At 62.1% G+C, this 24,130-nt stretch carries 26 protein-coding genes; 12 read left to right on the top strand and 14 right to left on the bottom strand.

Annotated elements, in window-relative coordinates; all coding sequences use genetic code 11:
• Window positions 1-5: 5 nt before the first annotated feature.
• Window positions 6-1,145, bottom strand: coding sequence for a hypothetical protein (locus tag ONR57_RS21855; RefSeq protein ID WP_265125821.1), 1,140 nt, complete (start codon window positions 1,143-1,145; stop codon window positions 6-8).
• Window positions 1,146-1,277: 132 nt separating this feature from the next.
• On the opposite strand from ONR57_RS21855, the gene ONR57_RS21850 reads away from it, so the two are divergent.
• The 3 genes from ONR57_RS21850 to ONR57_RS21840 all read left to right on the top strand — a co-directional run bounded on the left by ONR57_RS21850 (window position 1,278) and on the right by ONR57_RS21840 (window position 4,754).
• On the top strand, window positions 1,278-2,234 hold the full coding sequence (locus tag ONR57_RS21850; RefSeq protein WP_265125820.1) for a hypothetical protein: 957 nt from the start codon (window positions 1,278-1,280) through the stop codon (window positions 2,232-2,234).
• 29 nt (window positions 2,235-2,263) lie between these two features.
• Window positions 2,264-3,169: an SDR family oxidoreductase gene (locus ONR57_RS21845; RefSeq protein WP_265125819.1), complete on the top strand. Its 906-nt coding sequence runs from the start codon at window positions 2,264-2,266 to the stop codon at window positions 3,167-3,169.
• 103 nt (window positions 3,170-3,272) lie between these two features.
• Window positions 3,273-4,754 carry an NAD(P)/FAD-dependent oxidoreductase gene (locus ONR57_RS21840; RefSeq protein WP_265125818.1) on the top strand — a complete coding sequence of 494 codons (1,482 nt, stop codon included), beginning with the start codon at window positions 3,273-3,275 and terminating at the stop codon, window positions 4,752-4,754.
• An 84-nt stretch (window positions 4,755-4,838) separates the two neighbouring features.
• On the opposite strand, the gene ONR57_RS21835 is transcribed toward ONR57_RS21840, so the two are convergent.
• From ONR57_RS21835 to ONR57_RS21825, 3 genes are read right to left on the bottom strand one after another with little or no spacing between them, the layout of a single operon-like run.
• Window positions 4,839-5,150: an AzlD domain-containing protein gene (locus ONR57_RS21835; RefSeq protein WP_265125817.1), complete on the bottom strand. Its 312-nt coding sequence runs from the start codon at window positions 5,148-5,150 to the stop codon at window positions 4,839-4,841.
• Window positions 5,147-5,821: an AzlC family ABC transporter permease gene (locus tag ONR57_RS21830; RefSeq protein ID WP_265125816.1), complete on the bottom strand. Its 675-nt coding sequence runs from the start codon at window positions 5,819-5,821 to the stop codon at window positions 5,147-5,149. Before ONR57_RS21830 ends, ONR57_RS21835 begins: the two co-directional genes overlap by 4 nt.
• A 42-nt stretch (window positions 5,822-5,863) precedes the next feature.
• Window positions 5,864-6,688, bottom strand: coding sequence for an AraC family transcriptional regulator (locus tag ONR57_RS21825; RefSeq protein WP_265125815.1), 825 nt, complete (start codon window positions 6,686-6,688; stop codon window positions 5,864-5,866).
• 172 nt (window positions 6,689-6,860) lie between these two features.
• On the opposite strand from ONR57_RS21825, the gene ONR57_RS21820 reads away from it, so the two are divergent.
• Window positions 6,861-9,161 carry an FdhF/YdeP family oxidoreductase gene (locus ONR57_RS21820; protein ID WP_265125814.1) on the top strand — a complete coding sequence of 767 codons (2,301 nt, stop codon included), beginning with the start codon at window positions 6,861-6,863 and terminating at the stop codon, window positions 9,159-9,161.
• A gap of 3 nt (window positions 9,162-9,164) precedes the next feature.
• Window positions 9,165-10,064 (top strand): formate dehydrogenase accessory sulfurtransferase FdhD, encoded by a 900-nt coding sequence (fdhD, locus tag ONR57_RS21815; RefSeq protein WP_265125813.1) that lies wholly within the window; start codon window positions 9,165-9,167, stop codon window positions 10,062-10,064.
• 11 nt (window positions 10,065-10,075) lie between these two features.
• Here the strand turns inward: fdhD and ONR57_RS21810 are convergent, their stop codons facing one another.
• Window positions 10,076-10,624 (bottom strand): NTP transferase domain-containing protein, encoded by a 549-nt coding sequence (locus tag ONR57_RS21810; RefSeq protein ID WP_265125812.1) that lies wholly within the window; start codon window positions 10,622-10,624, stop codon window positions 10,076-10,078.
• Between the two features lie 135 nt (window positions 10,625-10,759).
• On the opposite strand from ONR57_RS21810, the gene uraD reads away from it, so the two are divergent.
• Both uraD and pucL read left to right on the top strand, forming a co-directional pair.
• Window positions 10,760-11,278, top strand: coding sequence for a 2-oxo-4-hydroxy-4-carboxy-5-ureidoimidazoline decarboxylase (gene uraD, locus ONR57_RS21805; RefSeq protein ID WP_265125811.1), 519 nt, complete (start codon window positions 10,760-10,762; stop codon window positions 11,276-11,278).
• Window positions 11,279-11,281: 3 nt separating this feature from the next.
• Window positions 11,282-12,199: a factor-independent urate hydroxylase gene (pucL, locus tag ONR57_RS21800; protein WP_265125810.1), complete on the top strand. Its 918-nt coding sequence runs from the start codon at window positions 11,282-11,284 to the stop codon at window positions 12,197-12,199.
• Window positions 12,200-12,210: 11 nt separating this feature from the next.
• On the opposite strand, the gene ONR57_RS21795 is transcribed toward pucL, so the two are convergent.
• The gene (locus ONR57_RS21795; protein ID WP_265125809.1) at window positions 12,211-12,633 is read right to left on the bottom strand and encodes an MmcQ/YjbR family DNA-binding protein; all 423 of its coding nucleotides are present in this window, start codon (window positions 12,631-12,633) and stop codon (window positions 12,211-12,213) included.
• Window positions 12,634-12,707: 74 nt separating this feature from the next.
• Between ONR57_RS21795 and ONR57_RS21790 the strand changes: the two genes are divergently transcribed.
• Complete coding sequence (locus ONR57_RS21790) at window positions 12,708-13,166, top strand: hypothetical protein (RefSeq protein ID WP_265125808.1); 459 nt, start codon at window positions 12,708-12,710, stop codon at window positions 13,164-13,166.
• Window positions 13,167-13,202: 36 nt separating this feature from the next.
• Here the strand turns inward: ONR57_RS21790 and ONR57_RS21785 are convergent, their stop codons facing one another.
• From ONR57_RS21785 to ONR57_RS21775, 3 genes are read right to left on the bottom strand one after another with little or no spacing between them, the layout of a single operon-like run.
• Window positions 13,203-13,475, bottom strand: coding sequence for a DUF4235 domain-containing protein (locus tag ONR57_RS21785; protein ID WP_265125807.1), 273 nt, complete (start codon window positions 13,473-13,475; stop codon window positions 13,203-13,205).
• The gene (locus ONR57_RS21780; protein ID WP_265125806.1) at window positions 13,472-13,729 is read right to left on the bottom strand and encodes a DUF3618 domain-containing protein; all 258 of its coding nucleotides are present in this window, start codon (window positions 13,727-13,729) and stop codon (window positions 13,472-13,474) included. Before ONR57_RS21780 ends, ONR57_RS21785 begins: the two co-directional genes overlap by 4 nt.
• Entirely contained in the window at window positions 13,726-14,175 is a 450-nt protein-coding gene (locus tag ONR57_RS21775) for a phage holin family protein (protein ID WP_265125805.1), read from the bottom strand. The genes ONR57_RS21780 and ONR57_RS21775 overlap by 4 nt, the downstream gene beginning before the upstream one ends.
• A 259-nt stretch (window positions 14,176-14,434) precedes the next feature.
• Here ONR57_RS21775 and ONR57_RS21770 point away from each other — a divergent pair, with 259 nt between their 5' ends.
• The 3 genes from ONR57_RS21770 to ONR57_RS21760 are packed head-to-tail and all read left to right on the top strand — an operon-like array spanning window position 14,435 to window position 17,778.
• On the top strand, window positions 14,435-15,724 hold the full coding sequence (locus ONR57_RS21770; RefSeq protein WP_265125804.1) for a hypothetical protein: 1,290 nt from the start codon (window positions 14,435-14,437) through the stop codon (window positions 15,722-15,724).
• Window positions 15,725-15,739: 15 nt separating this feature from the next.
• Window positions 15,740-16,276: a TRAP transporter small permease gene (locus ONR57_RS21765; RefSeq protein ID WP_265125803.1), complete on the top strand. Its 537-nt coding sequence runs from the start codon at window positions 15,740-15,742 to the stop codon at window positions 16,274-16,276.
• Window positions 16,276-17,778: a TRAP transporter large permease gene (locus tag ONR57_RS21760; protein ID WP_265125802.1), complete on the top strand. Its 1,503-nt coding sequence runs from the start codon at window positions 16,276-16,278 to the stop codon at window positions 17,776-17,778. Before ONR57_RS21765 ends, ONR57_RS21760 begins: the two co-directional genes overlap by 1 nt.
• A gap of 1 nt (window position 17,779) precedes the next feature.
• Here ONR57_RS21760 and ONR57_RS21755 read toward each other — a convergent pair whose 3' ends face one another.
• A complete protein-coding gene (locus ONR57_RS21755; RefSeq protein ID WP_265125801.1) occupies window positions 17,780-18,151 on the bottom strand; it encodes a MerR family transcriptional regulator in 372 nt (123 codons plus the stop codon).
• Between the two features lie 54 nt (window positions 18,152-18,205).
• On the opposite strand from ONR57_RS21755, the gene ONR57_RS21750 reads away from it, so the two are divergent.
• Window positions 18,206-19,093, top strand: a complete 888-nt coding sequence (locus ONR57_RS21750; protein ID WP_265125800.1) for an alpha/beta fold hydrolase — start codon at window positions 18,206-18,208, stop codon at window positions 19,091-19,093.
• Here the strand turns inward: ONR57_RS21750 and ONR57_RS21745 are convergent.
• From ONR57_RS21745 to ONR57_RS21730, 4 genes are all read right to left on the bottom strand, one after another.
• The gene (locus ONR57_RS21745) at window positions 19,051-19,797 is read right to left on the bottom strand and encodes a MerR family transcriptional regulator (protein WP_265125799.1); all 747 of its coding nucleotides are present in this window, start codon (window positions 19,795-19,797) and stop codon (window positions 19,051-19,053) included. The genes ONR57_RS21750 and ONR57_RS21745 overlap by 43 nt on opposite strands.
• 62 nt (window positions 19,798-19,859) lie before the next feature.
• A complete protein-coding gene (locus tag ONR57_RS23435) occupies window positions 19,860-20,948 on the bottom strand; it encodes a PAS domain-containing sensor histidine kinase (protein ID WP_265125798.1) in 1,089 nt (362 codons plus the stop codon).
• Between the two features lie 39 nt (window positions 20,949-20,987).
• Entirely contained in the window at window positions 20,988-22,169 is a 1,182-nt protein-coding gene (locus ONR57_RS21735) for an acyl-CoA dehydrogenase family protein (RefSeq protein WP_265125797.1), read from the bottom strand.
• Between the two features lie 51 nt (window positions 22,170-22,220).
• Entirely contained in the window at window positions 22,221-23,999 is a 1,779-nt protein-coding gene (locus ONR57_RS21730) for an acyl-CoA dehydrogenase family protein (protein ID WP_265125796.1), read from the bottom strand.
• Window positions 24,000-24,130 lie beyond the last annotated feature (131 nt).

Raw genomic sequence — 24,130 nt, 5'->3', positions numbered from 1 at the left:
GGTCACTACCGGTGGAGATCGAGCTTCCACCGGATGATGTCGTCCAAGCTCCCTGGATCTCCCGGCGTGATGACCGGTGGCATCAGCAGACCATCGACATCGATGGGCAGTTCCAGTGCATCGGTGATCTCGCCGAGTTCTTCGGTGAGCTCCTCAGCAGCGTCGTCCTCGGCGGTGCGCTCGCGGAGGTCAAAGTCGACTCCCACGGCATCAGCCGACGCGGTGCTCACCGGGGTTGCAGGCGTTTCGGCCACACAACCGTCAGGCTCGTCTATCTCTACTGTGTATCCAGATTGTGCGTGGTAATTGACGAAAGCGTAGGTTCCGTCGGCGCTGGTCGTTGTTGCCGCGATCGGTTCACCATCGCGGAGCAGTGTGATGGGGATACCGCCGGGGCCGTCAGATGGGTCGTCGCATCCTGAGACCTGGCCACTGATGTCGCGCGCAACGCTGGCGAACCACGTCTGAAAAATCGGTGTGCCGGAGAGCCGGTGGAACTCGAAGCGCAAGGAAGTCAGTTGAACGACTGGCTCGAACCACGCTGACGCCCCGTCTGTGTCACTGCCTCCACCGCGCAACTCACCCGTCACAGGGTTCCACGCCGGTTCGTCGGTCGGCCGGGAACACGAAGGAGATCCGGGGCCGATGCAGTAGTTGAACGTACCCCTGAAGCCCAGCGCCGCTGGAGGGACCGGCTCACCATCGCGGCCGCGCGCCGACACGATCACATAGTCCGCGTCGACGTCACCTAACGTGAACATCCAATTCTCGCCGGGGGTGGGCTCCGCGAACGTATATGTGGTGATCGAGGGTTGGGGATTCGCTGCGGTGGTGCTGAGCGGGTTCACATTCAGGTACGGCAGGTTCCGGCTTGAGCCGTATTTCATACCGGGTGGTGAGCTAGCTGCGAGCCAATTGGTTGTCCCACCGATGCGTTGCGCAGTGCGCGCGTTTGATGTGAGGCTGGCTTGAGGGAAACCGCCGCCAAGTGTCATTGTTCCGGACCAGTTGGTCGCGGTGCCGGTTACGGCGAACTCGGCGTACCCACCGCCCTGCCCATCAACGGTATTAGCGGTTGCGATTGGCGAGAGGGAAAGGATTGCGGCGGCGGTGAATGCGCCGGCCGTGACTGTCTGCCGTTTCATTGCTCTCCACTTAGCGATCTTGTGCCCAATCGCGACGTTACCAAGCTGTGGTTGGCACGTTGGGTGAATCCTCACATGTACTGCACGGCGCGCTATTTCGGCGTATCGGACGAAATGTGACACGGTAACAGAGTGGCCAGCCTTTCCGAGCAGTACATTGCCGCGGTGACGCGTCGGCTTCCGCCCGCGTCGCGACGCGAAATTGCCGAAGAGTTGCGCGCCACGATCGCCGATATGGTGGCGGCGCGTCCAGGCCCTAACGCGGAGTGGGAGACGCTCAATCAACTCGGCGACCCGGCGGTGCTCTCCGCCGAGTACCGCGGATCACCACAGCACCTTATCGGTGCGGAGCTGTACCCGGATTACGTCCGCATGCTGAAAAGTCTTGTGCTGGTAGCTTTCCCGGTTATCGCACTGCTCGTTGCGCTGCCGCGTGTGGTCCTCGGTAACGGGCACCCGGGTGAGGTGATCGCTGCTGCCGGGCTGTGGACGTTCGTTGCCGGCGTGCAGCTAATTTTCTGGATGACGCTGGTGTTTGTGGTTGCTGAGCGGACCGGCAACCGGCATCGGCATTTCACGATGGCGTGGACGCCGGATTCGCTCAGCCGTACGAGCATGAGAACCTCGCGATCTGACGCCGCATTTTCCATCATCGTGTTGCTTCTCGTGCTCGGGTTTGTGCCGTGGCAACAGTTCTTCGCGGCGGTCCCCGTCATCGATCCTGCGCTGTGGCGAGGCTGGCTGCCGGCCATCATGGCGGCGATTGCGAGTTTGCTGCTCGCTGACATCCGCCGCATGCAGACGGGGCGCTGGTCCCGATGGACAGCGACCGTAGCCGTTGTTGGTGATCTTGCGGTAGTAGGTGTTCTGGCGTGGGCGGCCACGGTGAGTCCGCTCGTCAACCCAGAGTTTCTGACAGCTATCGGCGCAGACCCGGCGACGTTTCCGCAGTGGATTCTGGTGGCAATCATTGGTGTGTTCGTGCTCGGTGACGTCGCCGCGGTTGTGGTGGGGGCGCGTGCCCAGCGGTACGACTACCGTGGCGGTAAGCCGGAAAAACCGGGCCAGCCGAGCGCTGTGCAGCGGTGAAGAGACGGAAGAAGGCAGGGGTCGCCCAGATGGGTAGCAACGGTAACGCGGGAAAGACAGTTGTGGTGACGGGAGCGAACGGCGGGATTGGTCTCGCGACGGCGCTGGAACTCGCAGGAAAAGGCTTCGATGTGATCGGCACCGTCCGGTCGGAGTCGGCAGCGAAGAAGGTCACGGAGGCCACGGGCAATGCGGGCGTTAAGGTGCGAACCGTACAGCTCGACGTCACCGACAATGAGCAGACAGCACGCGCGTGGGCCGAAATCGAGTCACTCACCGGCGGCGGCCCGTGGGCGCTGGTGAACAATGCCGGTATTGCCCAGGCGGGCGCGATCGAGGATGTCGATGACGAGGCGGCGCGCCGTCAGATCGACGTGAACGTGCACGGCCCCGCAAAGCTGATGCGCCTTGCACTGCCTGCGATGCGGGAGCGCGGTGACGGCCGGATCGTGAACGTGTCATCGATGTCAGGCAGGGTGTCCTTGCCCTTCTTGGGCTGGTACGCGGCGTCGAAGTTCGCGCTGGAAGCGGTGTCGGACGCAGCACGCCGGGAGGTAGCAGGCTTTGGGGTCAAGGTCATTCTCATCGAGCCTGGCAGTTACGGGACCGGTGTGTGGCAGACGGCGTTTTCGGCGCTGCCGGATCGAGAGAAATCCGCGTACCGCGAGGCGTATGGGATGGTCGATCAGATCGAAGAGAGCGTGTCCGACATGCCAGCGCCGACCCCCGTCGCGAAAACGATTCAGCGTGCACTGAGCGCCTCATATCCGCGGAGCCGTTACCTAGTGGGCGCTGACGCGATCGGCGCTGTGCTCCTGAATGCCGTTACACCAACGCCGGTGGTTGACTATGCGATGCGGTTAGGGATGGGCCTGACTCGCGCACCGAAACCGCTGGAGCGTGTCGTTGACCGGGTTGTCCAGCGGTTGATGTGACGACAGCCATCGGTGTCTCGACGCGGGCGCCGGTAATTGGTACATTCTGTCTCAGGTTTTACGAACGACGAGGTTCGTAAACGAGTTACCTGAGGCAGGTCATATGGCTCCGCAGTACGACGCCGTCATCGTTGGGGCGGGTTTCGGCGGCATGGGTGCCGCAATCGCGCTGAAACAACTCGGACTCGACAACATCGTCATCCTGGAACGTGAAGACGATCTCGGCGGTACCTGGCACGTCAACCGCTACCCGGGTCTTGCTGTCGACATCGCGTCGGTCACCTACTCGTATTCGTTCGAGCCCAACCCGCACTGGTCCCGGCTGTTCGCGCCGGGCGCCGAACTCAAAAAGTACGCGGAACACGTTGCCGACAAATACGATCTGCGCAAGTACATGCGGTTCGGCGCGGTCGTCGGCGGAGCGGTTTGGGACGACGAGGCGCAGCAGTGGACCGTGTCAATCGCCGATCAGGAACCCGTGACGGCCCGGTACATTCTGACTGCGACCGGATTTTTGTCGCAGCCACACACCCCCGAGATCCCGGGTATCGACACCTTCCAGGGCAAGATCATCCACACAACGAACTGGGATGACTCGTACGACCTGACAGGGAAGAAAGCCGCGATCATTGGTACCGGCGCGACTGCGGTGCAACTCATACCAAAGCTCGCCGATCGCGTCAGTGAACTCACCGTCTTCCAGCGCACGCCAATCTGGGTGACGCCCAAGGTGGACACCCCGATTCCGAAGACCGTGCAGGCGCTGTTCAAGCGAATCCCAGCGACCCAGCGTGCTGCCCGGTTCGTCAACACGGCGCTGCTCGAGGCGCTGATGGTAAGTGCGGTTCTGCATTTCCGCCAGGCCCGTGTGCTGAACGAGATCGCTGCGGGAGCTGCCAAGCTGCATCTGCGTGCCCAGGTGAAAGACGCCGAGTTGCGGCGCAAGCTCACGCCCGACTACGACTTCGGCTGTAAGCGCCCCACCTTCTCGAACGAGTACTTCACCACATTCAACAAACCGCACGTCCACCTGCAGACGTCGACAATCGAACGCATCGAGCCTGACGGAATCGTCACCGCGGACGGCAGCAAAGCCGAAATCGACACGCTTGTGCTCGCCACCGGGTTCAACCTCTGGGATGTGAACTTCCCAGCCATCGAAGTACTCGGCCGTAACGGGCGGAACCTTGGAAAATGGTGGCGAGATAACAGGTTCCAGGCATTCGAGGGAATCACGGTTCCGCAGTTCCCGAACTTCATGACGCTCGCGAGCCCGTACTCCTACAGCGGGTTGTCCTACTTCACCACCATTGAAGTGCAGATGAAGCACATCAAGCGACTGCTCGGTGAAGTCAAGCGGCGTGGCGCTACGACGTTCGAAGTGAAGCAGGAGGCGAACGACGCATTCCTCGACCGAATGACCGAGAAACTGGGCGACTCCGTCTTTTACCGAGGCAGTTGCCAGGGTTCACGCAGCTACTACTTCAACCAGCACGGAGAGGCCGCGATCCTGCGCCCCACCTCGACGATCGCTGCACACCGCGAAGCTGAACGCTTCCCGCTGGATAGCTACACCTACAGTTAGTCCACCGCCAACGCACGACAAACGGGACAGATTCACGGGAACGAACTGTGAACCTGTCCCGTTTATCGTGAGTTTGCCCGTAGGCTAGGCGCCTGCCCACCGCAACCCAGCGGTGACCGCAGCCGCCGCGATCAGTACCACCAAGAAGGGCGCCCGTAACGCAAGCGCGACTGCGGCCGTGCCAACTCCCGCGGTGCGGGGCCAATCCAGCACCAAGGTCTGCCCCTCCGAGAATGTTTGTACGACGACAAGCGCTGCGAGCAGTGCCACCGGCACCATATACGCGAAACGCTGCACCACGGGGTGCTCCCGCAACTGTGCCGGGGCCGCGAGACCAGCGAACTTCAAGAAGTAGCAGCCTGCGCAGAGCGCGATAACCGCGAACCACACCGTCATGACCCGGCACCCCGCCTCAAGAAGACTGCAAAAGTGGCGGCCGCCGCGAGCAGCACCGGCAGCCCGGCCGGAAGCAACGGCACCGTCGCGATTGCGATCAGCACGGCGAGCAAGGCCACGACACGCTCACGGCCACCATCCTGCAACCGTGGCCAGATCAGCGCGAGGAACACCGCAGGGCCGACTGCGTCAAGCCCGAGGACAGCTGGATCGGTGACCTGGCCGGTCGCGAGCGCGCCGGCGAATGTGGTCGCGTTCCACAGGACGTAAAGCGTGACTGCTGTGGTGAGAAACGCGAGACGCGCCTCACCGCGGCTGCGGTAACCGATGGACACGGCCGCCGTTTCATCGATGACGCCGTGCGCCGCCAGCGCGCGCTTGCCGCCCCGCCACGCCAGGTGGTCAGCAAGCCGCAACCCGTACAACGTGTTGCGCGCGCCGAGCAGCAGCGCCCCGGCTGTGCCCGCGAGCAGGCTGCCGCCGCTGGCGAAAACACCCGCGAAGGCGAATTGAGACGCTCCAGTGAACGCCGCAAGGCTCAATGCGCATGTCTGCGCGACACTGAGCCCGGCGGTCACCCCTGCGGATCCGAACGCGAACCCAGACAACCCTACGCCCACGCCGACGGCCAGGCCGTTGCGGACAGGGGGCGACAGCACAATCGTCGACATAGCCGGGACGATACGAACCTCCACGCCGCACGGGCTTGAATGTTATTGCACACCTCGCTGGTATGCGCCTGGCGTCACACCCACCGTACGTTTGAAATGACGGGTGAGGTGTGCTTGATCGGCGAACCCTACCTGGTATGCCGTTTCGGCAGGCTTGAGGCCGCGGCGCAGCAATGTTCGTGCCCTCTGCACACGCACTTGGTTCAGGTAGGCGTGCGGCGGCAGGCCGTACGCACGCCGAAATGCGCGCAGCACCGAAAACGTGCTGCTGCCGACGGTGGCGGCCAGCTCCTCAAGCGTCGGCGGATCTGTGAGGCGCGAATGCAGCATGTCCCGGACGTCCCGAATCTCAGGATCGGGGCCAGCAAGTACGGTGCGCTGGCTGCCAAGGTCGGCGACTAATCGACCGAGCGTGCTGCGCAGCAGTGTCGACGCCGCGAGCGTGTCACCGGCTTCAGCGGCATGGTGCGCACCACGAATGAGTAACCACAAGCCGGGGGCGTACGCGGTGGTTCGGGTAAACGCCGGACTGCCACGAACTCCGAGTTCGCGGGCGACTTCACCGACGAGCTGCGTGTCTGGGTAGAGGACTCGGTAGCGCCAGCCCTCCGGGGCGCCCGCGTGCCCCGTGTGCACAACGCCAGGCGGGACAACGACCACCGCGCCAGGACCCGCACGTTCCGTTTCGCCATCGATGAAGTACTCCTCGACACCCGCCTCAATCACCGCGATCGCGTACGTGTCATGGATATGCCGGTCGTAGCGGTAGTCAATAAACCGTGCCGTGAGCATGTCCAGCGAAGGTGCCGTCGGATGCCGCCAGAACCGCGCGGTTTCACCGTGTCGCAGCCCCATCGCGTCACTCATTGCCAAGCCCTCATTTCACTGTGAACTTTCCGCGCCGCGTCGGCATTCCCCCCCGGCAGCCCGCGATAACTGTTGGTTATCACGGCATCGAACAGATTTCTTTGACGTCCTTCCTGATATGGCGGATCCTTCACTTATTAAGCGGACGCACGCGAGTAGATAGAAGCAAAATATGACTTCCCTCGAGGACCCGAAGGACAATCTCTCCGTCACGCCGCCGAAAGAGTGGGCGGCAGGTGTTACTGCCGTGCGGCACGCGATTGAGTATTCGCTGTCGCAGACCTCTGTCCGTAAGACCGCGCTGACGCTGCTGAGCCTGAATCAGGCAAACGGAATCGACTGTCCTGGCTGCGCATGGCCAGAGCCGGACCGGCGGCACCGCAACGAGTATTGCGAAAACGGCGCGAAGCACATCAACGACGAAGCGACGACTCGGCGCGTCACCGACGAGTTCTTCGCGCGGCATTCCATCGCGGAGCTGGACACTAAATCCGATTACTGGCTGAACCAGCAAGGCCGGCTCACAGAGCCGATGGTCAAACGCCCCGGTGCGACGCACTATGAGCGTATTCGCTGGAATGAGGCGCTCGACTTGATCGCCGCTGAACTGCGTGCGCTCGATTCGCCCGACGAGGCGCTGTTTTACACATCGGGGCGGGTGAGCAATGAGGCAGCGTTCCTTCTCCAGCTGTTCGCCCGTGTCTACGGCACCAACAATCTTCCTGACTGCTCGAATATGTGCCACGAGTCGAGTGGGTCGGCGCTGGGCGAAACGCTCGGCATCGGTAAGGGGAGCGTCTCCCTGGACGACATCTACGATGCGGACTTGATTTTCGTCGTCGGGCAAAATCCCGGTACGAACCATCCGCGCATGCTTTCCGCGCTGGAAGAGACCAAACGCAACGGTGGGCACGTTATCGCGGTCAACCCGCTGCCCGAGGCGGGCCTTATTCGCTTTAAGAATCCGCAGAACGCTCGTGGCGTGGTGGGGCGCGGAACTCCAATCGCTGACCAGTTCCTGCAGATTCGGCCCGGTGGCGACCTGGCACTTTTTCAGGCGCTGAACCGCCTGCTGCTCGAGGCGGAAGACGCCGCGCCGGGAACAGTGCTCGACGAGGACTTCATCCGGGCGCACACCACCGGTTTTGAGCTGTTCGCGGACGCCACGCGTCAAGTTTCCTGGGACGCGGTGCTGGCTGCGACGGGACTCGCGCGCGCTGAGATCGAGCAGGTCCACCAGCGTGTGCTGCGAAGCAAGAAGATCATCGTGTGCTGGGCGATGGGCCTCACCCAGCACAAACATGGTGTGCCGACGATCAGGGAGATCGTGAACTTCTTGCTGCTGCGCGGCAATATTGGCCGTCCCGGCGCAGGTGTATGCCCGGTGCGTGGTCACAGCAACGTTCAGGGCGATCGGACGATGGGCATTTGGGAACGGATGCCGCAGGAGTTCATGGACGCGCTCGGCCAGGAATTCGGCTTTACCCCGCCTGCGGCACACGGACTTGACTCGGTCGATGCGATTCGGGCTATGCGAGACGGCCGCGCGAAGGTATTCATCGGAGTCGCGGGGAACTTCGTGCGCGCCACGCCCGACAGCGAGGTCACCGAAGCGGCGTTGCGGCGCTGCCGGCTGACCGTTCAGATCTCCACTAAGCTCAACCGCTCCCACACGGTGTGCGGGGAAATCGCGCTGATCCTGCCGACGCTGGGCCGCAGCGACCGAGATGAGCAGGCTACCGGTGAGCAGTTTGTGACGGTCGAAGACTCGATGAGCCAAGTGCACGCGTCTCGTGGGCGGCTCGAACCGGCTGGGCCGGGTCTGTTGAGCGAGGTGGCAATTATCTGTCGGCTCGCCAGGCGGACTGTCGGTGACAAGGTGTCGATCCCGTGGGATGAGTTCGAGGATGATTACGGCTTGATTCGGGACCGCATTGCGCGGGTCGTCCCTGGTTTCGAAAACTTCAATCAGCGAGTGGAAGCGCCAGCCGGCTTCCGGTTGCCTAACCCCGTCAACGATTATGTTTTCCGCACGCCGAGTAAGAAAGCCGTTTTTACGTGCAATGAGTTCGCGATGCTGGAGGCGCCGGAAGGACACCTGGTCCTGCAGTCGCTGCGGTCTCACGATCAATGGAACACCATTCCGTACGCCATGAATGATCGGTACCGCGGAATCCACAACGCACGGCGCGTGGTGCTTGTGAACCCGGCCGACCTGGAGGACCTAGGGCTCGCTGATCGTGACCTCGTCGACATCATCAGTGTGTGGCACGACGGGGTTGAACGGCGCGCACGAGAGTTCAGTGTGGTTGCATACCCCGCTGCCCGCGGTTCGGCAGCCGCCTATTACCCCGAGACCAACGTGCTGGTGCCCTTGGACAGTGTCGCTGATGTGAGCAACACACCAACCTCTAAAGGCGTGGTGGTGCGGCTGGAACGTGTGGTGGCGACCAACGGCGCGAAGGGGGAGTGAGCGATGGGTCGCGTGACGGCAAGACAACCGGTGCTGCGGATCCGCAACGGCTCGCGTTCGACGCGACCGGACACGCTGGCGGCTGAGGAACCGATGGAAATCCGGGTTGCCGGGCGCCCACTCACCGTCACCATGCGTACGCCCGGGCACGACTTCGACCTCGCGGCGGGTTTCCTCGTCAGTGAAGGCGTTGCGCATGCTGCCAGCGATATCGCCGCGATCCGCTACTGCGCCGGCGCCGCACCCGATGGGCGCAACAGCTACAACGTCGTCGACGTTGCCCTCGCGCCCGGGGTGCAACCGCCCGATGCGTCGCTCGAACGCAACTTCTACACCACGTCCTCGTGTGGTTTGTGCGGCAAGGCAAGTCTGGACGCCGTCCGCACCACAGCAGCATGGTCCGTCGCAGCAGATCCCATGACAGTCGAGCAGGAAGTGCTCTCTGAACTTCCCGAGCACTTGCGCGCCGCCCAGAAGGTGTTCGACAAGACGGGTGGGCTGCACGCGGCCGGGCTCTTCACGTCTGATGGTGAAATGCTCTGTCTCCGCGAGGATGTCGGGCGGCACAACGCCGTGGACAAAGTGATTGGGCACGCGCTGACAGCAGGCATGCTGCCGCTGCGCAACACGATACTCATGGTGAGTGGACGCGCGTCATTCGAGCTTGTGCAGAAAGCGGTGATGGCAGGGGTTCCCATGCTTGCTGCTGTGTCTGCCCCGTCCTCGCTCGCGGTTGACCTGGCGGCGGAGAGTGGGCTCACGCTGGTGGGTTTCCTGCGTGGCGACTCGATGAACGTGTACACGGGTGCCGAGCGGATCAGCCTCCTCCGTGCTCCGGATCCATCTCCGGGTGTCAGCGAAATGGGCTTCAAACGCGCTGTTTTAGCTGACATCCGCAGCTAGATTCGGTGCACTCACGTGCGGACATCGATATCGGCGCCGGACGCGAGATCACCGCACTCCACCATTCGCGTGTCGTGGCGCGCAAGAAAGGCGCGAGCACCGGAGTCGCCGGCGAGCGTTTTCAGCAGGCCGGGCCAGTGGGACCGTCCGATCACCACAGGATGTCCGGGGGCACCGTGATAGGCGGCGCGGGTGAGCCCAGGTGCACTGGAGTGCTGGCCTAGCACTCGAGCTGTCACCGCCGCGGTGACATCAGGAGTGTCGACGGTGTGGAGAACGAGCACACCACATTCGCTCGGGAGAGCAGACACGACCTCAATCACCGTCCGGACAGACTCACTCATACCGCGCTTCCAGTGCGGGACGTAGATTTCACGGGCGGGTTCAGGGAGGCGTGGACGTGCTGCTCCGGTCGTCACCCACACGGAGTCGCAGCCGCCGTCGGCAAGAGCCCGTACGGCAGCAATCAGCCATCGGCCCTGCTCTGCCAGTATCTTCGGCGCCCCATACCGCGTGCCAGCGCCCGCTGCGAGTACCACACCAGCCACAGCACCTCCCATCGTTCCATTGTTACGTGCTGACGAATCAGCAGCGCCATGAGTAGCGGAAATCGCCAACACCCGATTGGATGATCATGTGGAGCTAACGAACCTCACGGCGCAGCTGAAACGGCTCGCCGCGCTACGGACGTAACCATGCCGGCGGTCAGCATGGCGGAATTCAATGCCCTTCCGCGTGCGGAGGCGGTCGCGCGCTTGCTCGGCTGTTGTTCGGCGCGTGCGTGGGCGGAGAACATCGCTGACGCTCGCCCGTTTGCTGATATGGGCGAGTTGCTGCGCGTCGCATCCAAAGCCTTCAGGGCCATCGGTACGGATGACTTCCGCAGCGGCTTCGAAGGGCATCCGCGGATCGGCGAGCGCCCCTCTGCGGGCCACTCTGTTGCACACTCGAAATCAGAACAAGCGCAAGTCGCGGGAGCCCAGGAGGACGTGCTCGCGCAGCTAGCCACGAAGAACCTCGAATACGAATCTAAATTCGGGTTTGTCTACCTTGTTTTCGCGCACGGCCGGTCGGCAGAAGAACTTCTGACAATCCTTACCGATCGTCTCGCCAATGACGCGGACACTGAGTGGCGCAACGCATGCACTGAACTTCAGAAAATCACTCTGCACCGGCTGCGTCAGTTGGTGACCGATGATCGACCAGCGAGGTGACGTATGGGTATTTCTCTGGGCAGCAACCAGTACGGCAAAGCCGAGAACCGGGTCGTGCGTATCTACCGCGACACTCCGCGGCACGAGATACGAGACCTTACCGTTTCCACCGCTCTCCGGGGCAATTTCACGGTTGCCCACACCCACGGTGACCAGTCTCCTGTTCTGCCGACCGATACGCAGAAGCAAACGGTGTACGCCTTCGCGAAGACTCATGGTGGTGGGTCGATCGAGGACTATGGACTTGCGCTGGCACGGCATTTCGTTGACAACACACCACCGGTCACCGGAGCCCGGATAGAAATCGACGAGCACGCTTGGGAGCGCGTTACGGCTAGCGGTGCTGAACACGCTCACACGTGGACGCAGCGCGGGCCTGAGGTGCGAACCGCCGCGATCACCATTTCTGGTGACGGCTCTAGCCAGCAAGCGTGGGTGATCGGGGGGATCAAAGACCTCGTCATCCTCAAATCGACGGGCTCGGAGTTCCACGATTTTCTGACCGACGAGTTCACGGTCCTCGAACCCACGGACGACCGTGTCATGGCGACATCACTTGTCGCGCAGTGGCGTTTCGCTGGCACCGAGCGGACGGGCGAGGCATGGGATGTCGTCTATCATTCCGTACGCCAGATAATCACCGAGACGTTCGCGACGCACCACTCGCTGGCATTGCAGCAAACGCTCTACCAAATCGGTAAGAACGTGCTCGAAGAGCACGAGGAACTGGTGGAGATGCGACTCTCCGCCCCCAACAGGCACCACTTCGTCTATGACATCGAACGTTTCGGCATCGAGAACCACAACGAGGTCTTTCACGCTGATGACCGGCCGTACGGGCTGATTCAGGCTACGGTGGTGCGCGATGACGCACCGGATGCTGGCTCCGCGTGGACGCAACAACGGCACTGGCTGGGCTAAACACGGCCATGTCACAAACCATGTTCCGTGAGCCAGGCCGCGGCGCGGCGCCGCGAGGCCCGGCATAGCCACGCGTCCTGGATCAGTTCGCGCAGCTCACTGCGCGGGATCTCATGGAGCTGGGAGGCCCTGACGAGCACGGATAAATGGCCGTCGAAATGCGGGGTGGTGAAATAGGGGCGCGTGGCGTCCTGCACTAGTGCGTCCTTCTCGCCTGCGTCCGTTACCCAGATCACGATGACGTCGGCGTATCGTTCACCAGTTTCCGGATCGAACGCGTCCGGGCGAGGGTTGCGAAAGAAAATGAATGACTTCCCTCCGACCTGATAGACCGGGTTAGCCCCTGCCTTCTCCACACGAACGAACGGCATGCCGCCCGCGATGTCGTGCACATCCGCTACGGTTGCGGGCTCGTCATCTTGTGCTGTGGCCATCCATTCACGCTATAGCGGTTTGTTGTTTCGGTATCGGGTACTTCGGCACCATGGACCGGTTTCTCGCTATTTACATGAACGACCAGCTTGCGCTCGGCATTGGGTGGCGCCAATTGGCGAAGCGGTCACAGCGCTCTAACCGCGGTACGGAGGTGGGTAACGCTCTCGCGGAGGTCGCAACCGGAATCGCAGAGGATGTCGAGACGTTTCGTGACATGATGCGGCGCTTAGGTTTCCGCGAAAACCCCGTGAAAGTGCTCGGCGCTCTCGCGTCCGAGCGGCTCGGCCGATTGAAGCTGAACGGCCGCATCGTGCGCTACTCCCCGCTGAGCCGTTTCGATGAACTCGACTTTCTTACGATGGGCATAGAGGGAAAGAAGCAGCTGTGGCACACGCTTGAGAGCCTCGCTGATTTGACAACCCGGCTGCCCGAGGTTGATTTTCAGCACCTCATCGACCGGGCGGAACACCAGCGGACGCTCCTAGAACCGCACCGGTTACAGGCGGGCAAAGCAGCGTTTCGTACGCAGTGACACCGTAGCTGTTAGGGGGTTGCGCTGCTGCTCAACTCACGATGGGTCGGTGTGTGTGAGTGCGCGGTATCCGGACGCACCTGCACGATCCACGGCAGCTTTGACGACACCGAAGATCGCGCCTTGCAGCGCAGCCGCGATAAGGACCTCGCGCATGGGATAGTTCAGATCTCGGGGGTCGGGAGCGGTGTCTTCATCACTTCCCACACGCTTCCACAGCTGTTTGAACACCAGTCCTGCCGCGATGCCGCCGAGAACGCTGGTCGCGATGGAAAGCGGCTTATACATCGCCTTCGATACGCTACTCACCGCTGTGACCTCCTTTTGGCGCGTCGCCGCCGAACTGTGAACACGGTGAGCGCAACTCCGAAAACCGCCGCCCCTGAAAGCATCAGTGTTTGAGGATTGTTTTCCGCGACGGTTTTCGCGCGGTCGGCTTGCGCTGCGGCGCTGTCCCGCACACGGCTTGGCACGTCAGCCTTTGCCGCGAGTGCGGCGACGGTGTCAGCCAGCTCAGCGCGCTGCTCTTCGATACGGGCCTGGTTGGTGTCTCCCGGGCTCATTGAACGCTCCTCCTGACTGCGGCGATGTCTTCATTCACGCTGTGGGCGGTGTTTTCAGGTACTGGCGGCATCGCCTTCTTAGCTTGCGAGCGGCCGACGGCTGCGAAGACCGCACCTCCGAGAACGAGCACGCCGCCCACAATCAATGCGGCAAGCCACGGCTGTACGGCGTTCGAGAGGCCGAGCACCGCTGCGGCGATCAGTGTTCCGAATCCGAAGAGCAGGAGCAGTGCGCCTGCCCCGGAAACCCCGATTCCGGTGCTGAAGCGGCTGCTCTTGCCCTTGACTTCCTCGAGCCCCTCGCTTATTTCGGTGCGCACGAGTGCGGACACTTGCTGGGTTAGCCGCTCGACGAGCTGCACTGTTGAAAGCTCGGTTGGTGGGGTCTCCGAGCCGGACGGCCGGGCGGAAGTCTCCGGACGGTGCGACGTAGTTTCCTGCGTCATCTCGTCTCCTGTTCCTCACTTTCAGTGGCTGATGTGCCAAGGTCCTGGATGTTCCTCACTTTCGCCTACCCGGCAAAGGCCAGGCGAAACACGGGACCTTTCAGCGCGGTGCTGCGTCGCCCACCGTAAGAATTTTCCGACACGTATCTCCACCTAGTTCTGACTGATTCGCGACGCGATAATCCGCAGAATTTCCAGCACGTGTTGTGAATCACATTAGCGGCGAGCTAATCACCCTCAGCAGACGGAGCAGTAACTGATGAAGACACCCCCGAGACCACTCGCAGCAAAAGGCAGCATCGCGCTGTGCTGCAGCATCGCCTTCATGGTTGGCTGCACCCCCGCTGGTGACCGGAACACCTCTGCGGGCGGGCCTTCGGTACCTCCCGGCGCAACCAAAGAGCAATACGCGGCCGCGCTCGCCGACATGGAGCCCATCCAGCTGACGACGCAAAACGGCGGTTCCCCGGGCTCGCCGCAGGCGGTTGCTACGGAAATGTACGCGGACGCACTCGAGGAGTGGTCCGGGGGAAAGATCACCGTCGACATTGGCTACGGAAACGCATACGCGGACCCCAGTCAGGCGGATCAGGCGCTCGACGACGGCCGACTTGACTTCAGCCAGGTCATCCCACAGTACGACCCGTCACGGTATCGGGCCTACGACCAACTCGACCGGATTAGTCTGCTCGGTTCAACGGCGCCAGCATCTGGCCTGCTGCAAACCAATGCCGCGTTGCTGGACCTTGCGCTGTCGACGCCGGAAATCGAAAGCGAGTTCGCGGCGAACGGCATGAAGGTGCTCCTGCCCGCGGTGCCACGCAATGCGACAGCGCTCACCTGCCGCGAGGCTAATACGCAGCTAAGCGACTCTGCGGGGCGGACTGCGCGGATCGGGGTGGCAGCCCACCGGGAACAGTCTGAAGCACTTGGGCTTTCACCTGTGTCTCTGCCGTATCCAGAAGTCTACGAAGGCTTCCAGCGCGGCACAATTGACTGTGCCGTTGCAGCATTGTTTATTGCCAATCTGGGGGGTTTCCTTCCCGTGGCCAGGCACGTCGTGCTGGATCCGGAAGCCAGCTTTGTCGCGAATCCAGCGGCGTATGCGTTCGGCTTGCGTGCCTGGGAGCAGCTGCCCCTTGCCGCGCAGCAGCTCATTTTCGACCGGCTCGACACTTACATCACGGGCCGGGCAATCGGTGAATGGCTCAGCGTAGTAGAAGCGGTCAGAACAATCGAAGAGAACAACGGCGAAGTGTCGGAGCTAGCGCCAGACGCCCGAGCGGCATTGGCAGCGGTAAACGCACAAATAATTGATAATGTGCGGGCATCGAATGCCATCGCAGACAGCGCAGAGTTTGTTGATAGCGCCGAACTGGCCTTCGGCAGGTGGCGCACAGTCGTTGAAGGTGAACTCGGTTATCCTGCGAATCAGACGTACTACGAATTCGCAGATTCGTTCGATCCAGAGTCGGTCGATCTCACCGCTTACCTCAACCTTCTCGCGACCGAGATTCTGAATTCCCACCGGCCAGAGTCTGACTCGTAAACGGAAGGTATCCTAATGCGTACGGTGGCTTTGGCGGTGAAACTGTCCCGCCTGGTCAACACCGCCATTCAGGCAATCGCAGTGATTGCCGTGGTTGCGATCATGCTTCATACCGTGGCTAATGCGCTAATGCGGTACGCATTGGCGGAGCCTATTACCGGAACTCAAGAGTTTGTGCAGTATTGGTACATGCCCCTGGCGGTGCTTTTGGGGATTTACCTTGCGCAGCGAGGGCGTGATCATATTGAGGCGAGGCTGATTTTTGATCGACTGCCTCTGCGCGTTCAGCTCGAGGCGCAGATATTTGGCCAGGTCCTGGCGATTGCGCTGGCCAGCGCGTTCACCGTATTCGGCATGAACGCCGCAATCGATGCATACATGGTTGGTCAAACCGGCGGAGCAAGCGGGATTGTCACGTGGCCCGTTTACTTCGTTGTCCCCCTTGCCTTCGCGCTGTTCGCGCTGCAGCTCATGCTCGATCTCGTTATGGTGATGCGCTCCAGGAATCCTGACGCGGCAGCTGTCACCACGATTGATTCCAGGGGAAAGTGATGACCAGTATCTTGCCCACTAGAACGCTGATGCAGAACCCAGAACCTGGATCTGCAGCCGGGTCTAGCACGATGCACCGAACCACAACGCGGGTAGTAGTCGCTGCCCTTCTCGCCGCGTGCGTTGGCGCGATGTTCTCCGGCGCTCCACGAGAAGTGGTGGGCCTCGCAGCCGTCGGCATGCTCGTGCTTTTGATGCTGATCAAGCTCCCGGTTGCGATCGCTCTCGCTGTCCCGTCAGTCATCGGTGTGTATGCGCTCGCTGGTGACCGGGCCGCCGTGAACATGCTCGCACACCTTCCCTATGACACGGTGGCGTCCTGGTCTCTCTCGGTGCTGCCGATGTTTGTCTTTATGGGCTTGCTGCTGGCGAAATCAGGGGTGGCGACCAAAATATACGTCGCTGCGCGCCAATGGCTGAGCTGGCTGCCGGGTGGACTTGCAATCGGCACCAACAGCGCAGGCGCTGGAATGGCGGCGGTATCGGGCTCGACGATCGGGATAACCTACACGCTGGGGCGCATTGGCATTCCTGAGATGTTGCGAGCCGGATACGACAAGCGGATGGCGGTTGGCTCCGTGATCGTCGCATGCTTGCCGGGCCATCTCATTCCGCCCAGCATCCTGCTCGTCATTTACGCGGGGATCGCGAATGTTCCCGTCGGCCCGCAGCTCGTCGCCGGCATTGTGCCGGGGATCTTGATCGCACTGTTCTGTAGCGTAGTGATCTTCGCAGTCAGCGTTGCGCGCCCGTCGCTGGCCGGCCGCAACGCTCCATTATCTAGCGGGTCGCGGGCAGGGGGCAGTTCGAAGAACGAGCTGGGACGGTCACTCCTTGCAATTTGGCCGATACCACTTCTGATTGTCGCCGTGGTCGTCAGCATGCTGACGGGGCTGCTGACCGCGACCGAAGCGGGCGCGGGTGGCGCGCTGCTGGCATTGATCGTGACTGTGATGTACAAGCGCAAGAATGGTCCATTTGCGGTAGTGGCCGATGCTGCGACCGAAACAGTGCGCACCGTGGGCGCGATTTTCTTCCTGATCATTGGTGCGTACATGCTCACCCGGCTGCTATCAATCTCGGGGCTTGCCACCGGATTCTCGGACTGGATCACCAGCCTCGGATTGAGTCGCGTCGAGTTTCTGCTCATCATGATGGTGGCTTACCTTGTCATGGGCGCCTTCATGGACTCGCTGTCGATGATGCTTCTCACCATTCCGCTGCTTATCCCGACGCTTGCCGAGCTTGAGATCTCGCTCATCTGGTTTGGTGTCTTCGCTGTCTTGCTAGGCGAACTAGGCATGATTACGCCGCCGGTTGGCATTATCTGTTACATCGTGCACAGCATTGTCAAAGACCCCATGGTGAATCAAGGTCACGACATCACTTTGCGCGACGTGATCGTCAGCATTCTTCTTTTCCTGCCAGTCGTCTTGGTCTTCATCGGGGTGCTGATAGCGTTTCCGGGAATTGTGACATTTCTGCCCGATCTGATCTCTTAGCTCAGAGTGTGGTTGCGGCGTATTTCGTGCACGCCTCGCACCTGGTGAGTAGGTCGTGCTCGCAGGTGATCACGTGGACGAGAAAGCGTTCGGCATCCTCGAGTTGCGCTCGTTGTGCTCGGATCCGGTGGAGTTGCCGTTCGATCACCCGCGTTCTGCCGGGCTCACTGCGGTGCAGAACGTGCCGGATCTCGGGCAGGCTCATGCCGACACTCTGGCAGGCCCGCAGGACCTGCAGGCGGTGCAGGTGTTCCTCGCTGTATTCACGGTGCCCGGACGCTGTGCGGTCCGGTACGACGGCGCCGACGTCATCCCAGTGCCTCAGCACATGCTCGGCAACTCCGAGGCGGCGAGCGGCTTCTCCAATCTTCATGCCGCCATTATTTCCGCTTGACCTCAGGTTGGCCTGAGGTTTTAGCGTCACCTCATGAATACGAGAGAAGCGCGCTTGCCGGAGCCCGTGCACGTCACCGTCGGTGGCGCGAGCGTCGCGGTGTACGAACTCACACCACAGCGAACGGCTTCGCGCGGCGATGTGGTGTTCTGCCATGGAACACCGTGGTCATCTCAGGTATGGGCGGCGGCGGCATGGCACTTAAGCAGCAGTTATCGGGTGTTCCTATGGGACATGCCCGGCTACGGCAGATCAACGAAGGATCCGGCAGTGCCGGTCGATCTAGCCTCCCAGATGACACGATTCGCTCAGCTGCACACGCACTGGCGCCTCGACCGGCCATACGTCGTCGCACACGACATCGGAGGAGCCGTTGCGCTCGGGGCGCACCTGCTGCACAACACTGACTATGCCGGGCTGTTTCTGTGGGACATCGTGACACTCGACCCATGGGGATCGCCGTTCTTCCGTTTGGTCGCTGACCATCCCAACGTTTTCGCGGAACTCCCAGCTGCGCTCCACGCGGCGCTGGTTAAGGCATATATCGCCGGAGCGGCAGGCCACCCGTTGACACCCGGCTGGATCGACACATTGAGCGAGCCGTGGCTCGGGGCGTCCGGGCAGTCAGCCTTCTATCGCCAGATCGCCGCGCTTGACCCCGAACACACCAGGCCCGTCGCAGAAAGCCTGGATCGGGTGCGCTGCCCCGTGAAGATCGGGTGGGGCCAGCAGGACCCCTGGATCCCGGTCAGCCAGGTAGCTCAACTGCAAGACCGGCTCCCTGGGAGCCCTGCAGTAGAAATGCTGACTGGGGAAGGGCACCTTGCCCCTATCGAAACACCCTCGCGTGTGTCACGCGCCCTCACCGACTGGCTCGCTCAGCAGGAGGACGGCGCGAGAGAGTCGAGCAAGAGCCGGTGATCCGGAAAGGCTCCGGTCAGCAGGCGGCAGTACAGGACGGTGCCGTCGCCAAGTAGGATGCTCAGGGCTCGCTTGCCAGCCGCAAGTTTTACAGTGACGCTGCGCCGGAGCCGGGGAGTCAAGGCTCTCAGATCGTCACCGGAGAGAGTGCCTGCCCACGATTCGCCGGAAGAATGCGCTGGAACTAGCGTTCGCGTAGCGAGCCGGTACCGGTCGGTCGCTGTGAGTGTTACTGATTCGGAATCTGCCGCTAAACGCACGCCGTTCAGGATCGGCATATCGGGGTCGTGGATCGTGGTGGCCAGAACGTCGTCGACAGCGCCTGCGAGGACCGGCCCCGGCAGCGAGCAGATCATAAGCTGCGGCTGATGACCGAGCGAAGCCTTGAGCCCGGCAGCAGCCTCCTGGACGGCAGAAGCCCCCTTGGCGGCCTTAGCGGCCTGCTCGTCGATCAGCAGCGCTGCCTCCTCGGCGTCCGCGGTGAAGAACTTCTCGACAATCGGCAACGGCATTCCGATTTCGCGCAGCTGCCGTAACTGGAAGGCACGAGTCAGTTGCGAGGGGCTGTACATCCGGTAGCCGGTCAGCGGAATGACCTCGTCGGGGCGAAGCACACCGGCGTCGTCGTAGAACCGCAATGCGCTCGCGGTCAGGCCGACTAGCTTCGCGAACGCGCCGATCGACATCAGTTCTGTGTCAGTCACCTGATTATCTTCAGGTCTCAACCAGCTCGAAGGTCAACCCCGAACGCAGCCTTGTCCCTTTGCTAGGTGCTGAACTGCCATGGCAGGTGGACGACGATTCGCGCACCACCTGCCGGGCCGTTCCCGAAATCGACACGACCCCCAAGCCTTCGGGCTCTCTCTCGCACGCCCACGAGCCCGAGACCAGATCGCCGGTGGTTTTCCGGTGGGTAACCGCGACCGTTGTCAGCGATGGAAAACACCAAAGCGTCCTTCTCACGGGACAGAACCACCGTCACCTGGGTGGCCTCGGCATGCCGAGCCACGTTGGTTAGCCCCTCCTGCAGCATCCTGAACGCGTCCAGCTCCGCCGCTGGCGCGGCGCACGACGCGTCATGGGGGAACGCGATTGACACCGCAATGCCGTAGCGTGTCTCGAACTTTGCGGCGTAGTCACGCAACGCGCCGTAGAAGCCCAACTCGGCCAGTGAACTCGGCCGAAGCTGTTCGGACAGACGGCGTACCGCAGCAATGGACTCCTGGGCTGTGCCGGTGATATCTGAGTTGAGTTGCAGCAGTTCATCAATCGCCGCCGGAGTGACCGGATCGCTGCGCAGCCGTTCGAGTCGGCGTCGCATGCGGGCGGTGTCGAACTTCAGCGCCGTCAGCAGCCCGCCGAGGTTGTCGTGCAGTTCCAGCGCAATCTGAGTTCGCTCCGCGTCCTGCGCGTTCTCCAGCCTTGACATCAATGCTCGCAGCTGCGACCGCGACTCCACCAGTTCGGCGTGCGAATCTTCGCGTTCGGTAACGTCCAGCGCAATACCCACAACGGCGGGTTCACCGCGGTAGACCACCCGGTTACCGTGCAACTCAATCTGCCGCAGCCCCTGATCGCGGATCTCCGCCTGAATAAGGAAGTGTGGCAGCGGTGCACCCTCTATGCGGTTTTCGTAATGCGCCACCAGCCTTGCGCGTTGCTTAGGCGGCGCGACGTCAGCGACTGAGCGTCCCTCTAGACGCTCCGGCGTGGTCCCGAAGAAGCGGGCGAACTGGCGGTTAACGTAGCGCAGCACACCGCCTTGAGCAAGGTAGATTCCCGCGGCGTTTTGATCCACGATGCCGTGAAAAAGATGCGCCGCATTCGAGGAGAAGTCGCGTTCGAAATCTGACACGGTCACCTCCCTTGGCGCGGCGGAATCCTCACCATGAGATCATGCCGGTGCGCTCGCTGCCGATGCCGTTCGCATGAGGCCACGTCCGATGATGAGTCGCTGAATCTCGCTGGTGCCCTCGTAGAGGCGCAACAACCTGACGTCACGGTAGATCCGCTCGACCGGAACTTCTCTCATATATCCCGTTCCGCCGTGAATTTGCACTGCGAGGTCCGCGACTTTCCCGGCCATCTCGGTGCAGAAAAGTTTGGCCGCCGACGGTGCGATTCGGCGGTCGGTGTTGTCAACCCAACTGCGCGCTGCTTCACGTACGAGTGACCGCCCGGCCATGACGCCAGTTTGCTGATCGGCCAGCATCGCCTGCACTAACTGAAACTCGCCGATGGGTGTGCCGCCCTGGGTGGAGTGAGCGGCGTATTCGACGGATTCGTCGAGTGCGCGCTGCGCCTGTCCGACGGAGAGCGCGGCAATGTGCACTCGCCCGCGCGCGAGGGATGCCATCGCGGCACGATAGCCAATCGCAGCATCCCCACCCACCAGGGCATCAGCTCCGACATGGACATCAGTGAACGTGACATCAGCTGTGCCAGCGCCTTGCTGTCCCATTTTCGCGTCCTTGTGCCCGACGTGGACACCGTCGGAGTCAGCTGGCACGAGGAAGACCGCGATCCCGTTGTCGTCCTGGCCGGTCGGCTTGGTGCGCGCAAAAACTACGAATAGGTCTGCGATGGGTGCGTTGGTGATAAACCTCTTGCTGCCGTTGATGATCCACTCGTCACCGATCGATGTTGCGGTGGTGGTGAGCCCAGCGGGGTTGGAGCCCGCACCGGGTTCTGTAAGTGCAAACGAGGCGACCACGCCGCCTGCTGCCATTCGCGGCAGCCATCGTGCACGCTGCTCGTCGGTGCCGAAGCCGACGAGCACCTGGCCGGCGATGCCGTTATTGGTGCCGAAAAGTGAGCGCAACGACAGGGTCGTGTAGCCCAGTTCCATCGCGACTTCGACGTCGCCGACGAGGTTGAGCCCGAGGCCGCCCCACTCCTCGGGCAGTGCGTACCCGAATAACCCCATCTCGGCCGCGAGGGCGCGCAGATCGTCGGGGATAGCGTCCGTGGTCATGATTTCGTTCTCCCGCGGAACGACCTTCGTGCGCACGAAATGCGTGATTTGTTTGACGACGTCGGCGAGGACATCGTCGGGGACTCCGGCCGCGTGGATCATGTGGTTCTCCTAGGGGTGTGGAGTAGCAAGCTTGTCGGGCCTGAACCTGCGTCAGCGAGCGAAGATCGCAGCGGGATCCATCAGCGTTGCTGTGGACGAGCGGGCGCGCGCGGCAATCGCCGCAGTGTTCGGCAGCAGCTTGTCGAAGTAGAAGCGTGCGAGTGCCAGCTGCTGGTGGTGAAACGGTGTGGCGTCATCCGCGAGAGCGTGAACGACGGCAGCGGCCCGGGCCCAAAAGTAGGCGACCATCCAATACCCGATGAGTTCGAGGAAGTCGGCTGCGCTGGTGCCAATCCGGAGGTCGTCATTCTTTGACCATTCTGCGAGGTCAGCGCTGAGGTCCTCGACGTCATCGCATAGCTTTGCCAGGGTGGCGCGGAACGGCTTGGTTTCCGGATGGATACCTGCCTCACCGGTGAACTCGCGAACGGTACTCAACAGGCCGGCCAGCCTGCGGCCGTCATCACCTAACACCTTGCGCGCGAGGAGGTCGTAGGCCTGAACTCCGTTGGTGCCCTCATAGATTGGGAGAATTCGCGCATCGCGCAGTGTTTGTTCGACACCATAGTCTGTGACGTAGCCTGCACCGCCATGCACTTGCATGGCAAGGGAGGCCACCTCAACCGCCCGATCCGACATGAACGCTTTGGCCATCGGGGTCAGGAGCGAGAGAATGTCGTCCGCGCATTGGCGGGCTGCAGGATCGCTGGACTTCTTGCGTACGTCGACATGCAGCGCCAGCCAGTAGAGAAGCATCCGACCACCGTTGGTCCATGCTGCTTGCGTCAGCAGCATCCGCCGAACGTCGGGCTGATTGATGATCGGATCGGCCGGCATTGCTGGGTCCTGCAGCGATGTGGGTGCACGCGACTGGAGTCGTTCTCGCGCGTACGTCAACGCCATTTGGCCGGCCAACTCGCTTACCCCGAGTGCCTGCAAACCGGTGCCCAACCGGGCGCTGTTCATCATCACGAACATTGCGGCCAAGCCCTTGTTGAGTTCGCCGACAAGGTGGCCCACAGCATTGTCGAACCTCAAGACGCAGGTAGCACTGCCGTGTAAACCCATCTTTTCCTCGATGGCATCGCAAAACACGCCATTGCGCGCACCCACGGTGCCGTCCTTGTCGACGTGCCGCTTTGGCACCGCGAACAGGCTGATACCTCGGGTGCCCGCAGGTGCATCCGGGGTCCGTGCGAGGACGAGATGGACGATGTTCTCCGCGAGGTCGTGCTCGCCGGAGGTTATGAAGATCTTGGTTCCGGTCAGCCTGAATGAGTCATCCTCCGCGGGAACCGCGCGTGTGCGCAGCATCCCCAAATCGGTCCCGCAATGTTCTTCGGTCAGACACATCGTGCCGGTCCACCGGCCCGAAGCCAGTTGCGGCAGATACCGCTTCCGCAACCCTTCGGAGGCGTTCGCGTTCAAACACCGGTAGGCCGCTGTGGAGAGGCTCGTATACAGCGCCCACGACGGGTTCGCTGATGCCAGCATCTCTTTGATCGCGGAGCCGATCATCGACGGCAAACCACCGCCCCCGTCACGCTCCTCACAGTCCACGCCCGGCCATCCGCCGGCCACGAACTTCTCGTATGCCGTCTTGAAGCCATCGGGCGTGATGACGCTGTCACCGTCGCGCCGGCAGCCCTGTCGATCGCCCGAGGCGTTCAGCGGCGCAATAACCCGTGCACAAAAGTCGCCCGCGCCTTCGAGGACACCGTCGATCGTCTCGGCGTCGATCTCGATGCCCGCTGCACGGAGAACTGACGTTGCGTCGACCACTTCGTGCAGTGCAAACTGCATCTCGCGAATCGGTGGTGAATATGTCATCTGCTAGTGCTACCTTCCGCAAGCTGACTGATTACGTGCATTCTGCTAAGCACTCGCTCCCGGGGCAGTCGGAATTGCGCGGTGATCGGTGTCAGAAAAATCCCACGCAGCAGCGCCGCGACTGAGGAGCG

It is taken from the genome of Hoyosella sp. YIM 151337 (assembly GCF_026041215.1).
In the GTDB taxonomy this organism is placed as follows: Bacteria; Actinomycetota; Actinomycetes; order Mycobacteriales; family Mycobacteriaceae; genus Hoyosella.
This window is presented reverse-complemented; position numbering and strand designations above follow the sequence as displayed.

Excerpts from the sequence above, each read along its gene's own strand:
- ONR57_RS21855 (WP_265125821.1), bottom strand. The coding sequence starts at position 1,145 with ATGAAACGGCAGACAGTCACGGCCGGCGCATTCACCGCCGCCGCAATC.
- ONR57_RS21845 (WP_265125819.1), top strand. The coding sequence starts at position 2,264 with ATGGGTAGCAACGGTAACGCGGGAAAGACAGTTGTGGTGACGGGAGCG.
- ONR57_RS21840 (WP_265125818.1), top strand. The coding sequence starts at position 3,273 with ATGGCTCCGCAGTACGACGCCGTCATCGTTGGGGCGGGTTTCGGCGGC.
- ONR57_RS21835 (WP_265125817.1), bottom strand. The coding sequence starts at position 5,150 with ATGACGGTGTGGTTCGCGGTTATCGCGCTCTGCGCAGGCTGCTACTTC.
- ONR57_RS21830 (WP_265125816.1), bottom strand. The coding sequence starts at position 5,821 with ATGTCGACGATTGTGCTGTCGCCCCCTGTCCGCAACGGCCTGGCCGTC.
- ONR57_RS21825 (WP_265125815.1), bottom strand. The coding sequence starts at position 6,688 with ATGAGTGACGCGATGGGGCTGCGACACGGTGAAACCGCGCGGTTCTGG.
- ONR57_RS21820 (WP_265125814.1), top strand. The coding sequence starts at position 6,861 with ATGACTTCCCTCGAGGACCCGAAGGACAATCTCTCCGTCACGCCGCCG.
- fdhD (WP_265125813.1), top strand. The coding sequence starts at position 9,165 with ATGGGTCGCGTGACGGCAAGACAACCGGTGCTGCGGATCCGCAACGGC.
- ONR57_RS21810 (WP_265125812.1), bottom strand. The coding sequence starts at position 10,624 with ATGGGAGGTGCTGTGGCTGGTGTGGTACTCGCAGCGGGCGCTGGCACG.
- uraD (WP_265125811.1), top strand. The coding sequence starts at position 10,760 with ATGCCGGCGGTCAGCATGGCGGAATTCAATGCCCTTCCGCGTGCGGAG.
- pucL (WP_265125810.1), top strand. The coding sequence starts at position 11,282 with ATGGGTATTTCTCTGGGCAGCAACCAGTACGGCAAAGCCGAGAACCGG.
- ONR57_RS21795 (WP_265125809.1), bottom strand. The coding sequence starts at position 12,633 with ATGGCCACAGCACAAGATGACGAGCCCGCAACCGTAGCGGATGTGCAC.
- ONR57_RS21790 (WP_265125808.1), top strand. The coding sequence starts at position 12,708 with ATGAACGACCAGCTTGCGCTCGGCATTGGGTGGCGCCAATTGGCGAAG.
- ONR57_RS21780 (WP_265125806.1), bottom strand. The coding sequence starts at position 13,729 with ATGAGCCCGGGAGACACCAACCAGGCCCGTATCGAAGAGCAGCGCGCT.
- ONR57_RS21775 (WP_265125805.1), bottom strand. The coding sequence starts at position 14,175 with ATGACGCAGGAAACTACGTCGCACCGTCCGGAGACTTCCGCCCGGCCG.
- ONR57_RS21770 (WP_265125804.1), top strand. The coding sequence starts at position 14,435 with ATGAAGACACCCCCGAGACCACTCGCAGCAAAAGGCAGCATCGCGCTG.
- ONR57_RS21765 (WP_265125803.1), top strand. The coding sequence starts at position 15,740 with ATGCGTACGGTGGCTTTGGCGGTGAAACTGTCCCGCCTGGTCAACACC.
- ONR57_RS21760 (WP_265125802.1), top strand. The coding sequence starts at position 16,276 with ATGACCAGTATCTTGCCCACTAGAACGCTGATGCAGAACCCAGAACCT.
- ONR57_RS21755 (WP_265125801.1), bottom strand. The coding sequence starts at position 18,151 with ATGAAGATTGGAGAAGCCGCTCGCCGCCTCGGAGTTGCCGAGCATGTG.
- ONR57_RS21750 (WP_265125800.1), top strand. The coding sequence starts at position 18,206 with ATGAATACGAGAGAAGCGCGCTTGCCGGAGCCCGTGCACGTCACCGTC.
- ONR57_RS21735 (WP_265125797.1), bottom strand. The coding sequence starts at position 22,169 with ATGATCCACGCGGCCGGAGTCCCCGACGATGTCCTCGCCGACGTCGTC.
- ONR57_RS21730 (WP_265125796.1), bottom strand. The coding sequence starts at position 23,999 with ATGACATATTCACCACCGATTCGCGAGATGCAGTTTGCACTGCACGAA.